Origin of the sequence: Micromonospora vulcania (genome assembly GCF_042658605.1) — a bacterium.
Lineage (GTDB): Bacteria > Actinomycetota > Actinomycetes > Mycobacteriales > Micromonosporaceae > Micromonospora > Micromonospora vulcania.
Genome location: NZ_JBHSQS010000007.1, coordinates 329053 through 341451, shown reverse-complemented (window position 1 = coordinate 341451; position 12399 = coordinate 329053). Strand labels below are relative to the sequence as shown.

The window sequence follows — 12399 nt, the reverse complement described above, 5'->3', positions numbered from 1 at the left end:
CGTCGCCCCTGCCCCACCGATGATCCGACCGCTGCCGTGCCAGCCGGTTCGCTCGCTCCGCTCGCTCACGACGACCCTTCCTGATAGATGACCTCACCGCGCAGCACCAGACGCCGGCACACCGGCAGCGGCGTCGGATCCTGCGGACCCCGCAGCTCCGGATCCTCGGCCAGCAGCACCGGCAGACCCCGCTCCACCCCGGCGGGCGTCGACCACACCGCGAACGTCGCCGGCGCACCCAACGCCAACACCCCCTCGACGTCCTGGTGCACCGCCCGCCACCCGCCACGGGTGTGCGCGGCGAACGCCGCCCGCACACTCATACGCTGCACCGGGTTGTGGTGCGCCGCGGCCGCCCGCACCGACCCCCACGGATCCAACGGCGTCACCGGCGAATCCGAACCGAACGCCAACGCCACACCCACCCCGTGCATCGCGCCCATCGGGTTCGACTCCAACGACCGGTCCAGACCCAGCCGCGACTCGTACATCTGACCCGCGCCACCCCACAACCGGTCGAACGCCGGCTGCATGCTCGCCACGATCCCGTACTCCACGAACCCCGCGATCAGCCGCTTGTTCATGATCTCCGCGTGCTCGATGCGGTGCCGGCCGGCGCGCAACCGCTCCACGCCCAACGTCCGTGCCGCCCCCGCGAAACCCTCCAGCACCGTCCCGATCGCCGCGTCACCGATCGCGTGGAACCCGCCCTGCATGCCGTGCGCCGCACAGTCCAGCAGATGCTCACGCACCTGCTGGGCCGACAGGTACCCGTGCCCACAGCCGTCACCGTCGCCGTACGGCTGCGACACGTGCGCCGTACGCGAACCCAACGCCCCGTCGGCGAACAGGTCACCACCGGCACCCACCGCGCCCAGCTCCCGGGCCCGCGCCGCGCCACCCAACTCGCCCCAGTACCCGTACACCTCCGGCAGGCCGCCACCGGAGATACCCAGCAGACCGGTGAAGTCCTGCTCGTCGGAAATGTCCGGACCACCGCACTCGTGCACCGCCGCGATCCCCAGCGACGCCGCATGCGCCAGCGCCACCCGCTGCGCCGCGACCCGCTGCGCCCGGCTCACCGACCCCTGCGCCGCCGCCCGCACCACATGATGCGCGTCGCGCCGCAACCACCCCGACGCGTCGAAGCCAGCCTCCGTCGCCGCCTGCGGGCACTGGGCCAGCAACGCCGTCGACACCAACGCCGAATGAATCGACGCCTGCGACAGGTACACCCGCCGGCCACCGGCCGCCCGATCCAACGCCGCCGCGTCCGGCACCGCCGGATCCGACCACGTCGACTCGTCCCAGCCATGCCCCAGCACCACCGCGTCGCCCGGCAGACCCGCCGCGAACGCCGCCACCGCGTCCAACAACTGCGCCGCCGACCGCACCCCGGACAACTCCAGCCCGGACAACGCCAACCCGGTGTCGGTGGCGTGCACGTGCGCGTCCACGAACGCCGGCGTCACCAGCGCACCACCCAGATCCACCACCCGGTCGGCGGCCGGCGCGTCACGATCGGTCCCCAACCAGGCAATCCGCCCATCGGAGACCAACAACGCCGTCGCGCTCGGATCGGCAGGACAGTGCAGCACACCGCCGCGGTACAACGTCGAGGGGTTCGTCATGACCTCAGTCTGCCGCCACCCGCGCCGCGAACAGCCGACGCACCCCCGGCTCGGTGCGCAGCAGCCCCAACGCCAACTCCGCGTGCCCCGGCACGTACCCGTTGCCCACCAGCATCGTCACGTCCGCGGCCAACCCCTCCGCGCCCAACGCCGCCGCCGCGAAGCTCGTCGCCATCGAGAAGAAGATCACCGTGCCGCCGTCCGCGGTGGCCAACACCGCCCCGTGCTCACAACCCGGCACGTCCACGCAGACCACCGTGACATCCGCCGGCGCACCCAACGCGGTCGTCACCGCCGTGGACACCCCCACCGGATCCCGCGCATCGGCCAACGCCACCACCGACGCCAGACCAGCGGCCGTCAGCGCGTCGCGCTCCGCCGCCACCGGCACCACCCCGACGGTACGCGCGGCGCCCGCCCGCCGCGCCGCGGCCAGCGACAGCGAGCCGCTCTTACCCGCCCCACCGATCACCGCCACCCGCACCGGCGTCGCATCACCCGCCCGGCGACGATCCTCGACATAGCGCGACACCACCCGCGTGGTCAACGCCGGCGCCCCACAGACGTCCAGCACCGCCAGGGACAACTGCGGATCCTCGTCGTCCGGCAGCACCGCGGCGATCGACCGCGCGAACAGGATCGCCCACCCGTCACACGGCACCTGCTCACTGAGCCCGTCCCAGCGGGCCAACCCGTCGGTCACCACCAGCGGAGTCAGCGTCAACGACACCAGCGACGCCACCCGCTCACCCGGCTTGAGCCCGAGCGGGGACCGCCGGCCCGCCTCCTCGACCGTGCCGATCAACATCCCACCGGAACCGGTCACCGGGTTCTGCATCTTCCCCCGCGCCGAAATGATCTCCAGTACCTCGGCGCGCACCGCGGTGCCGTCCCCGCCGTGCTTCTCCGACAACTGTCGGAAACTCGCCGCATCCAGGTTGAGCCGCTGCACCCGGATCCGCACCTCGTTCGGCGCGATCGCCGCGGACGCGTCCAGCCGCCAGGCCGCCTGCGGCAGCACCCCCGCCGGTTGCACGACACGGTGCAGTCCCACCGGTGACGTCACGCCGACCTCCCCTGTCCAGCCGCCCGAAGCCCCGGTTGGGGGATCGCGTCGCGGGAAAACTTCCGGCAGACTAATTTCTTCACCGAATATTTTCCAGTAGCCTTCGGGTCCGTTGATCAGCCGCAGCACCAAGGAGGGGCCGTGACCCAGACCCAACCGGTTGAGACCATCGCTCAACCCCGTCACGCCCCGGTCGCCGCACCGACCGCCGGGCAGCCCTACGAATACCGCCGCCACCCCCTGGTCGAACCCGACTGGACCCGCTTCCCCGGCTGGCGCCACGTCACCCGCGACCAATGGGAATCCGCCCAGTGGCAACGCGTCAACTGCGTCAAGAACATCAAGCAGCTACGCGCCGTCTTCGGCGACCTCATCGACGACACCTTCTACGCCGACCTCGAGGCCGACCAGAAGGCCCTGGCCACCATGTCGATGCTGGTACCACCACAAATGATCAACACGATGGTGCCGTTCGCGACCCCCACCACCGACGCGCTACTCGCCGACCCCATCCGGCGCTACATGATCCCCGTCGCCTCCGACCGACGCACCGACTGGCCCTCACACCCCTACGCCAGCCGCGACAGCCTCCACGAACACGACATGTGGGTCGCCGAAGGACTCACCCACCGCTACCCCACCAAAGTCCTCGCCGAACTGCTCTCCACCTGCCCCCAGTACTGCGGGCACTGCACCCGCATGGACCTGGTCGGCAACTCCACCCCCGCCGTCGACAAACTCAAACTCACCCTCAAGCCCGTCGACCGCTACGACGCCCACATCAGCTACCTCAAAGCCCACCCCGGCGTCCGCGACGTCGTCGTCTCCGGCGGCGACGTGGCCAACGTCCCCTGGCGCAACCTCGAGTCGTACCTCATGCGGCTGCTGGAACTGGAGACGGTCCGCGACATCCGGCTCGCCACCAAAGCCCTCATGGGCCTGCCCCAACACTGGCTGCAACCCGACGTCGTCGAGGGCCTGGAGCGGGTGGCCCGCACCGCCGCCCGCCGCGGCGTCAACCTCGCCATCCACACCCACGTCAACCACGCCCAGTCGCTCACCCCACTGGTCGCCAAAGCAGCCCAGACCGCCCTCGACGTCGGCGTCCGCGACGTCCGCAACCAGGGCGTCCTCATGCGCGGCGTCAACGCCACCACACCCGAACTGCTCGACCTCTGCTTCGCCCTACAAGGCGAAGCCGGCATCCTGCCGTACTACTTCTACATGTGCGACATGATCCCCAACGCCGAACACTGGCGAGTCCCCGTCTGGCACGCCCAACAACTCCAGCACGACATCATGGGCTACCTACCCGGCTACGCCACCCCCCGCATCGTCTGCGACGTCCCGTTCGTCGGCAAACGCTGGGTCCACATGCTCACCGACTACGACCGCGACCGCGGCATCTCCTACTGGACCAAGAACTACCGCACCTCCATCGAGTCCGCCGACCTGGAGGCGCTCAACAAGCGCTACGCCTACTACGACCCGATCGACACCCTGCCCGACAGCGGCCAACAATGGTGGGCCGAGCACCACGACGACTGACCCACCACCCACGACACCCCCGGCGAATCACCAACCCGGGGGTGTCGCGCCATCCGCACGACTAGCGTCCACCACCATGGGACACCCACGCCCGGAGCCCGACACCAGCCCCGCCGAACGGGTCACCCCCATCGAAGTCTTCTTCGACGTGGTCTTCGTCCTCACCATCACCCAGCTCACCGGCATCCTCGAAGAACACCTCAGCTGGGCCAACTTCGGCCGCGCCGTACTCATCTTCGCGCTGCTCTGGTACCTCTACACCGGCTACGCCTGGCTCACCAACCACGTACCACCCCGACAGACCACCACCAAACTGTTCCTCCTCGCCGGCATGGCCGGCTTCCTGCTCACCGCCGTCGCCCTACCCGACGCCCTCGCCGACACCGGCCTCATCTTCGCCATCGGCTACCTCGTGGTCGTCGTCGTACACCTCACCCTGTTCCTGCACTCCGACGTCCGCGCCGGCGTACACCGACTCGCCCCCTACAACCTCGGCGCCGCCCTGCTCGTCCTCACCGCCGCCGCCTTCACCGGCCCCGCCGTACCCGCCCTCTGGGCCGCCGCCGTGATCACCCAGGCCGCCCTGCCCTACCTCTTCCCCCGGCACTCCTGGATCGGCATCGCCGACACCTTCCACCCACGCCCGGCGCACTTCGTCGAACGACACGGCCTGATCGTCATCGTCGCCCTCGGCGAATCCGTCGTCGCCACCGGCATGAGCGTCCCCACCGACCACCTCACCGCCGGCACCGCCAGCGCCATCGTGCTGGCCCTCGCCCTACCCGCCGCCCTCTGGTGGACCTACTTCACCGACCTGCGACCCGCCCAGACAGCCCTGAACAACGCCGCCCCCGCCGCCCGCAGCCGCAGAAGCGAAGGGGCCTACGTCCTCCCCCACTTCCTGCTGCTCCTCGGGGTCATCGCCACCGTCGCCGGCGTCCACGCCGCCGTCGCACACCCCGGCCAGCCCGCCCACCCCGGCGCCGCCCTGGCCCTCAGCGGCGGCGTCGCACTCTTCCTCACCGGCGTCACCGCCACCCGCCGCGCCCTGCGCCTACCCATCCCCCGCAGCCGGCTCCCCGCCGCGCTCGCCGTACTGGCCACCATCGCCGTCGGCGTCACCCTCCCCGCCACGGTCCAGCTCGTCACCGTCACCGTCGTGCTGGTGCTGATGCTGCTGACCGACGCCCGGCACGCCGACCGGTCCGGCCGGGAGACTGCATAGTCGCTCAGGCGGCGGCCAGCACCTCGGACAGCGGCGCCGGCACCAGGCCCCGCTCCCGCAACCCGGCCAGGATGTACGGCAACGCCTCATCGGTCATCGCGGCGTTCGCCTCGGTCACATGCATGATCACAACCGAACCCGGGCGTACGTGCTCCAGCACCGCCCGCACGATCGGCTTCCACGCGGTCGCGAAAGGATCACCACTGACCACGTCCCCGTCGACCACCGTCACACCCAACGGCGCGAGCGCGTCCAACGCCGCCTCGTCGTGACAGAGCCCCGGGAACCGGAAGTACCGCGTCTGCCGACCCCCGTACGGCTCGATGACCCGGAACGTCCTCGCCACGTCCTCGGTCATCCCACCCGCCGCCACCCGGGGCAGGTCGTAGCAGTCGCCGGTGAACGCCAGATGCCCGTACGTGTGATTGGCCAACTCGAAGCGCGGATTCCCGGCGATCCTGCGGGTGAGATCCGGATACCGCTGCACCCACTTGCCGGTCAGGAAGAACGTCGCCGGAACCTGCTCGCGCTCCAACCGATCCAGAATGCGCAGGTTCGCGTACGACTTCACCCGGCCGGTACGCAGGTTGTTCAACATCCCGTCGGTCATGTCCGCGTCGAAGGTCAGCGCGACCCGATCACCGACCCGCGGCCCGTGATCCACCACCGGCGGTCGGCTCCCCAGCAGCGTCGCCCCCGGAAGCGTCGCCGGCGACTCCGGCGGCGCGGCACTACCCGACGAGCCCGCCGTCGCAACCGGTTGGCCAGACGGGCCAGGAATCGGCGGCACGGCCTGCGGCTGAGCCCGGGAAGGCGGGGTCGCACACCCGGCGGCGCCCAGCACGGCCGCCACCACCAGCACGCCGACCAGCGCGCGAAGCCGACATCGGATCACGCCGCCGATCATGGCAGACGTGAGGGCTCCTCACTGCCCCGTGGGCGGCGCCCTCCGGTTCAGCAAGATCCGCCACAACAACCAGGTTGTAGTGGCCTCGGGCGTGCGTGAGGCCACTACAACCTGGAAACTGCGCGGGTCCCGAGCCGCCCACACGGCGCTACGTGCGCGGGGCGTACATGATGACCGCGACACCGAGCAGGCACAGCGCCGCTCCGGTCAGGTCCCACCGGTCCGGGCGGAACCCGTCCACGAGCATCGCCCAGCCCAGCGAGCCCGCCACGAACACCCCGCCGTACGCGGCCAGAATCCGACCGAAGTGCGCGTCCGGCTGGAACGTCGCCACGAAGCCGTAGCACCCCAGCGCCACCACCCCGGCGGCGATCCACCACAGGCCCCGGTGCTCCCGCCAGCCCTGCCAGACCAGCCAGGCACCACCGATCTCGGCCACCGCGGCCAGCGCGAACAACACCAGGGAACGCAGCACGGTCACCCCGCGACCCTAGCCGGAACACACGACGGGTCCCCGGGCGAACGGTGCGCCCGGGGACCCGTGGACCGCTCAGGTCACTTCGTGAAGGAGTCCTTCACGTTGCGGCCCGCGTCCTTGACGTTCTGACCGGCCTGCTTGGCGCGCGCGTCGCTCTGCTGGCTGGCGCCCGCACCACGCATCCGCTCGTTGTCCGTCACGTCGCCGATCCGCTCTCTGGCAGCACCGGCAACCTGCTCGACCTTGTTCCGTGCCTTCTCGGTGAAGCTCATGGCGCCTCCTCCGTCTGGCGAGTGTCCCGGCTTGCTTGCCCGGCTGGCCGGGGCCGAAACGTGTGCTGCGGAGCGCACACCGCGTACAGCGTCCTAGGACAATAGTTTGGAAGGGTGGGCCGGTCGGCGCGGGGCGTCACACCCGCTAGAGCGTCCTAGGAAGATAGGTTGTGTGGTTTGCCGGGCAGCCCCGAATGCCGCCTGCTCCGCAATGGTTAACTGGCCGCATGGGAGAGCTCCTGCTGATCCGGCACGGCGAGACCACCTGGAGCGCCAGCCTGCAGCACACCTCGTACACCGATCTGGAGCTGACCTCCGCCGGCGAGCGACAGGCCCGCACCCTCGCCGCGTTCCTGGCCGACCGGCGGTTCGGCACCGTGCTCGCCAGCCCCCGCTCCCGGGCACTGCGCACCGCGCAACTCGCCGGGCTCACCGTCGACGCCGTCGACGAGGACCTCAGCGAGTGGGACTACGGCGAATACGAGGGAATCACCACCGCCGACATCCACCAGGACCGACCGGACTGGAACATCTGGACCGACGGCTGCCCCGGCGGAGAGTCACCCGACGAGGTGGGCGAACGGCTCGACCGGGTGCTGGCCCGGGTCACCCCACTGCTCGACCAGGGCAACGTGGCGCTGGTCGGCCACGCCCACAGCCTGCGTGTGCTCGGCGCCCGCTGGATCGGACTGCCGCCGTCCGGCGGCGGGCGACTGCGGCTGGACACGGCCACGGTCAGCGCGCTCGGTCACGAGCACGGACGACAGGTCATCCTGCGGTGGAACCAGCCGGCTCCTCCGGCACCCGGGACCGCGACCGACTCGGCGGCGCGGCACTGATCTTCGGCGGCCGGTTCTCGTACGGGGTGGACAGCACCACCGTGGTCCGGGTCGTCACGTTCGCCGACGTACGGATCTCCTGTAGTACCCGCTCCAGGTCGGCCGGGCTGGCCACCCGCACCAGCAACAGGTAGAAGTCCTCCCCCGCCACCGAGTAGCAGGAGTCGATCTCGGGCAGGTGGGCCAGCCGCTCCGGCGCGTCGTCCGGCTGCGACGGGTCGAACGGCCGGATCGCCACGAACGCCGTCAGCGGCAGGTCGAGAGCCTCGAAGGACACCCGGGCGGCGTACCCCTTGATCACCCCGCGCTGCTCCAGCCGGCGCACCCGCTGGTGCACCGCGGACACCGACAGCCCCACCCTCTCGGCCAGGTCGGTGTACGACAGCCGGCCGTCAGCGGTCAGCGCGGCGACGATGGCCTGGTCGATCTCCTCCACGGCGAGCAACCTACCGGGAAAAACGCGCGACGGCGACGACGTGCCCACGGCACGGCGCGGCCGGCGGCCACGATGGACCCACCGCAGCCGCGCCGCCACGCACCGTCGACGCCGCTCAGCCCTTCGCCAGCGCCCGGGAGATGACCAACCGCTGGATCTGGTTGGTGCCCTCCACGATCTGCAACACCTTGGCCTCGCGCATGTACCGCTCGACCGGGTGGTCCGAGACGTAGCCCGCGCCGCCGAGCACCTGCACCGCGTCGGTCGTCACCCGCATGGCCATGTCGGTGGCGAAGAGCTTCGCCTTCGCCGCCTCGATCGAGTACGGCCGGCCGGCGTCGCGCAGCCGCGCCGCCGCGAGGGTCAGCGCGCGGGCGGCGGAGATCTGCGTGGCCGCGTCGGCGAGGGTGAACCCCAACCCCTGGAAGTCGATGATCGCCCGACCGAACTGCTGCCGCTCCCGGGCGTACCCGATCGCGTAGTCCAGCGCGGCCTGGGCCAGCCCGACCGCGCAGGCCGCGATGCCCAGCCGGCCGGAGTCCAGCGCCGACATCGCGATGGTGAAGCCGGCCCCCTCCCCGCCGATCAGCCGATCGGCCGGCACCCGCGCCTCGTCGAAGGCGATCTGCGCGACCGGCGAGGACCGCAGGCCCATAGTCCGCTCGGCCGCCTGCGGGGTGATGCCGGCGGTGCCGGCGTCGGCGAGCAGGCAGGAGATGCCCTTCGGGCCGGGCCCGCCGGTGCGGCAGAAGACGTTGTAGAAGTCCGCCGTCCGGGCGTGGGTGATCCACGCCTTGGTGCCGGAGACGAGGTACGCGTCGCCGTCGCGGACCGCCCGGGTGTCCAGCGCCGCGGCGTCCGAGCCGCCCTGCGGCTCGGAGAGGCAGTATGCGCCGAGCAGCTCGCCGCCGAGCAGGTCCGGGAGAAGCTTGCGCTGCTCGTCGCTGCCGAACGCGGCCACCGGGTAGCAGGACAGGGTGTGCACGCTCACCGCCTCGGCCACCGCGAGCCAGCGGCTGGCCAGGATCTCCAACACCTGGAGGTAGACCTCGTACGGCTGGGCCGCGCCGCCGTGCTCCTCGGGGTACGGCAGGCCGAGCAGGCCGGACCGACCGAGGGTACGCAGCACGTCGCGGGGGAACTCGGCGCGCTCTTCGAAGTCGGCGGCCTTCGGCGCGAGCTCGCGGTCGGCGAGCTCGGTGGCGAGGTCCAGCAGGTCGTGGGCCTCGTCGGTGGGGAGGATCCGGTCGACAGTCATAGCGCGATGAGCTCCGTGGGGGTGGTGTTGAGCCGCTGCACGCCGTCCGTGGTGCAGACGACGATGTCCTCGATACGGGCGCCGTGCCGGCCCGCCAGGTAGATGCCCGGTTCGATGGAGAACGCCATCCCGGGCTCCAGTGGCCGGTCGTTGCCGGCCACCACGTAGGGCTCCTCGTGACCGTCCAGGCCGATGCCGTGCCCGGTGCGGTGCAGGAACGCCGGGCCGTAGCCGGCGGCGGCGATCGGCTCCCGGGCGGCGGCGTCGACGGCCGCGCCGGTGATGCCGGGCCGCACCGCCGCCACCGAGGCGCGCTGGGCGTCGTGCAGCACCGCGTAGTAGTCCACGAACTCGGCCGGGGCCGGGCCGCCGGCGACGTAGGTGCGGGTGCAGTCCGAGCGGTAGCCCGACGGCATCGTGCCGCCGATGTCCACGACCACCGGTTCGCCGACGCCGATCGGCCGGTCCGAGGTGCCGTGGTGCGGACTGGCCCCGTTCGGGCCGGCGGCCACGATGACGAAGTCGACGGTGACGTGCCCGGCGGCCCGGATCGCCGCGGCGATGTCGGTGGCCACCTCGGCCTCGGTGCGCCCGGGGCGCAGCCACTGCCCCATCCGTCGGTGCACCTCGTCGATCGCCGCGCCGGCCTCGGCGAGCGCCGCGACCTCGGCCGGGGACTTACGGATCCGCAGCTCGCGCAGCACCTCGCCGGCGAGCCGCTGTGCCGCTCCGGGCAGCGCGGCGCGCAGCGCGAGGACCTGCTCGGCCCACATCCGGTCGGCGAGGCCGACCGCCGCGAGCGGGCCGTCCAGGGCGGCCACGACCAGGGGGTACGGGTCGGTGCCGTCGGGGTGGTCGACGATGCGTACCCCGGTGGCCGGTGCGGGTGACGCTTCGGCGGCGGGGCGCTCCAACCTCGGCACGATCAGCGTCGGTGCGCCCTGCGCGGGCAGCACCAGGCAGGTCAGCCGCTCCCCCGCGTGGGCGTCGTAGCCGGTCAGGTAGCGCAGGTCTGAGCCGGGGGTGAGCAGCAGGGCGTCCAGGCCGGCGGCGGCGGTGGCGCGCTGCGCGGCGGCCAGCCGGTCCGGCGGGTACAGCTCGTCGATTCCCACCCGGCCAGCTTAACGGTCGTTTGGGGATCGCCGGGAGTGGGCGCCGCTCCGGATCATCGACGCACCGGCCTGCGAGGCGATCTGGGGAAATTCATCGGTGTTGATTGACGCGGACAGTTAACACTCTTTAAGATTTGGCTGCCTCGAGGCCCACCCGTCCCTGCGTCCCCGCACCGCCCGCCCGCGAGAACCCTGCGCGGACGGCGTCGTCCCCCGCCCACGGGAAGGCCTTCCGATGTCCTCTCCACTGCGCCGCGCCCTCGCCGCCGGCACACTCGCGCTGGCCACGGCCACCGCCACCCTCACCCTCGCCCCCACCGCCGCGCAGGCCGTGGTGCTGCCGAACAACTTCAAGAGCGTCGGCTACATGCCCTCCTGGGCCGGCAACATCAACACCATCCAGTACGGCAAGCTGACGCACATCAACTACGCCTTCATCCTGCCCAACGGCGACGGCAGCCTGCAGGGCGTGGACGGTGGCCGGCTCTCCTCGCTGGTCTCGCAGGGGCACGCCAACAACGTCAAGGTGTCGATCGCGGTCGGCGGCTGGAACGACGGCAACGACTCCGCCTTCGAGGCGCTGGCCGGCAACGCCGGCAGCCGCACCAACTTCGTCAACAACCTGGTCAACTTCGTCAACCAGTACAACCTGGACGGCGTCGACATGGACTGGGAGTACCCGGACCCGGGCACCTCGGCCAACAACTACACCGCGCTCATGACGCAGCTGAGCAGCGCCCTGCACAGCCGTGGCAAGCTGCTCACCGCCGCCGTGGTCTCCGAGGGCGGCACCATGCAGGGCGTGCAGACGGCCGTGTTCGCGCAGGTCGACTGGCTCAACATCATGGCGTACGACGGCGGCAACCCGCACTCCAACTACGACTGGTCGATCAACAGCGTCAACCTGTGGAAGGCCCGGGGCCTGCCGGCCAGCAAGGCGGTGCTCGGCATCCCGTTCTACAGCCGCCCCGTCTACTACAACTACTCGTACCTGGTCGGGTTGGACCCGGCAAACGCCAACCGGGACTGTGCCAATGTCGGCGGGTCGCAGCAGTGCTGGAACGGCATTCCGACGGTCAAGCGCAAGACGCAGTGGGCGCTGACCAACGCCGGCGGCGTCATGAACTGGGAGCTGTCCCAGGACACCTCCGGCTCGACCTCGCTGCTCAGCGCGATGTACGACACCATCATGGGCGGCACCACCCCGCCGCCGACCGGTCGTACCGGCCCGATCACCGGGATCGCCGGCAAGTGCGTCGACGTGGCCTCGGCGAGCACCGCCAACGGCGCCGCCATCCAGCTGTGGACCTGTAACGGCACCAACGCGCAGACCTGGACCGTGTCCAGCGACAGCACGCTGCGCGCCCTCGGCAAGTGCGCCGACATCACCAGCGGCTCCACCGTCAACGGCGCCAAGGTCCAACTGTGGGACTGCAACGGCAGCGGCGCCCAGGTCTGGCAGGCACAGTCCAACGGCACGCTGCGCAACCCGCAGTCCAACAAGTGCCTGGACGCCACCGGCAACAGCTCCGCCGACGGCACCCGACTGCAGATCTGGGACTGCTTCGCCGGCGCGAACCAGCGCTGGACCCTCCCGGCCTGAGACACCCGCGCGGAGGGGCCCCGG

At 71.2% G+C, this 12399-nt stretch carries 12 protein-coding genes; 4 read left to right on the top strand and 8 right to left on the bottom strand.

The annotated features are described in order from the left end of the window. Positions 1-65 precede the first annotated feature (65 nt). Together ACFQGL_RS14580 and kdd are read right to left on the bottom strand one after the other, a co-directional pair. The gene (locus ACFQGL_RS14580; protein ID WP_377511463.1) at positions 66-1631 is read right to left on the bottom strand and encodes an amidohydrolase; all 1566 of its coding nucleotides are present in this window, start codon (positions 1629-1631) and stop codon (positions 66-68) included. Between the two features lie 4 nt (positions 1632-1635). After that, positions 1636-2697 carry an L-erythro-3,5-diaminohexanoate dehydrogenase gene (kdd, locus tag ACFQGL_RS14575; RefSeq protein ID WP_465263527.1) on the bottom strand — a complete coding sequence of 354 codons (1062 nt, stop codon included), beginning with the start codon at positions 2695-2697 and terminating at the stop codon, positions 1636-1638. A 141-nt stretch (positions 2698-2838) separates the two neighbouring features. Between kdd and ACFQGL_RS14570 the strand changes: the two genes are divergently transcribed. After that, the gene (locus ACFQGL_RS14570; protein ID WP_377511460.1) at positions 2839-4245 is read left to right on the top strand and encodes a KamA family radical SAM protein; all 1407 of its coding nucleotides are present in this window, start codon (positions 2839-2841) and stop codon (positions 4243-4245) included. Between the two features lie 76 nt (positions 4246-4321). Further along, positions 4322-5470 carry a low temperature requirement protein A gene (locus ACFQGL_RS14565; RefSeq protein ID WP_377511457.1) on the top strand — a complete coding sequence of 383 codons (1149 nt, stop codon included), beginning with the start codon at positions 4322-4324 and terminating at the stop codon, positions 5468-5470. A 4-nt stretch (positions 5471-5474) separates the two neighbouring features. Here ACFQGL_RS14565 and ACFQGL_RS14560 read toward each other — a convergent pair whose 3' ends face one another. The 3 genes from ACFQGL_RS14560 to ACFQGL_RS14550 all read right to left on the bottom strand — a co-directional run bounded on the left by ACFQGL_RS14560 (position 5475) and on the right by ACFQGL_RS14550 (position 7127). Further along, a complete protein-coding gene (locus ACFQGL_RS14560; RefSeq protein WP_377511453.1) occupies positions 5475-6137 on the bottom strand; it encodes a polysaccharide deacetylase family protein in 663 nt (220 codons plus the stop codon). Positions 6138-6525: 388 nt separating this feature from the next. Further along, entirely contained in the window at positions 6526-6858 is a 333-nt protein-coding gene (locus ACFQGL_RS14555; protein WP_377511450.1) for a YnfA family protein, read from the bottom strand. A 74-nt stretch (positions 6859-6932) separates the two neighbouring features. Then, positions 6933-7127, bottom strand: coding sequence for a CsbD family protein (locus ACFQGL_RS14550; RefSeq protein WP_377511447.1), 195 nt, complete (start codon positions 7125-7127; stop codon positions 6933-6935). Positions 7128-7354: 227 nt separating this feature from the next. On the opposite strand from ACFQGL_RS14550, the gene ACFQGL_RS14545 reads away from it, so the two are divergent. Then, positions 7355-7966, top strand: a complete 612-nt coding sequence (locus ACFQGL_RS14545) for a histidine phosphatase family protein (protein ID WP_377511444.1) — start codon at positions 7355-7357, stop codon at positions 7964-7966. Here the strand turns inward: ACFQGL_RS14545 and ACFQGL_RS14540 are convergent. The 3 genes from ACFQGL_RS14540 to ACFQGL_RS14530 form a co-directional block, all read right to left on the bottom strand. After that, on the bottom strand, positions 7896-8402 hold the full coding sequence (locus ACFQGL_RS14540; protein WP_377511441.1) for an Lrp/AsnC family transcriptional regulator: 507 nt from the start codon (positions 8400-8402) through the stop codon (positions 7896-7898). The two genes, ACFQGL_RS14545 and ACFQGL_RS14540, sit on opposite strands and share 71 nt — an antisense overlap. Before the next feature lie 115 nt (positions 8403-8517). Then, the gene (locus ACFQGL_RS14535) at positions 8518-9660 is read right to left on the bottom strand and encodes an acyl-CoA dehydrogenase family protein (RefSeq protein WP_377511438.1); all 1143 of its coding nucleotides are present in this window, start codon (positions 9658-9660) and stop codon (positions 8518-8520) included. Next, entirely contained in the window at positions 9657-10772 is a 1116-nt protein-coding gene (locus ACFQGL_RS14530; protein ID WP_377511435.1) for a M24 family metallopeptidase, read from the bottom strand. The genes ACFQGL_RS14535 and ACFQGL_RS14530 overlap by 4 nt, the downstream gene beginning before the upstream one ends. Before the next feature lie 235 nt (positions 10773-11007). Here ACFQGL_RS14530 and ACFQGL_RS14525 point away from each other — a divergent pair, with 235 nt between their 5' ends. Further along, positions 11008-12375: a glycosyl hydrolase family 18 protein gene (locus ACFQGL_RS14525; RefSeq protein WP_377511432.1), complete on the top strand. Its 1368-nt coding sequence runs from the start codon at positions 11008-11010 to the stop codon at positions 12373-12375. Positions 12376-12399 lie beyond the last annotated feature (24 nt).

Bases quoted from the DNA above. Each gene is read 5' to 3' on its own strand.
- ACFQGL_RS14580 (WP_377511463.1), bottom strand. From the start codon at position 1,631: ATGACGAACCCCTCGACGTTGTACCGCGGCGGTGTGCTGCACTGTCCT.
- ACFQGL_RS14565 (WP_377511457.1), top strand. From the start codon at position 4,322: ATGGGACACCCACGCCCGGAGCCCGACACCAGCCCCGCCGAACGGGTC.
- ACFQGL_RS14550 (WP_377511447.1), bottom strand. From the start codon at position 7,127: ATGAGCTTCACCGAGAAGGCACGGAACAAGGTCGAGCAGGTTGCCGGT.
- ACFQGL_RS14545 (WP_377511444.1), top strand. From the start codon at position 7,355: ATGGGAGAGCTCCTGCTGATCCGGCACGGCGAGACCACCTGGAGCGCC.
- ACFQGL_RS14535 (WP_377511438.1), bottom strand. From the start codon at position 9,660: ATGACTGTCGACCGGATCCTCCCCACCGACGAGGCCCACGACCTGCTG.
- ACFQGL_RS14525 (WP_377511432.1), top strand. From the start codon at position 11,008: ATGTCCTCTCCACTGCGCCGCGCCCTCGCCGCCGGCACACTCGCGCTG.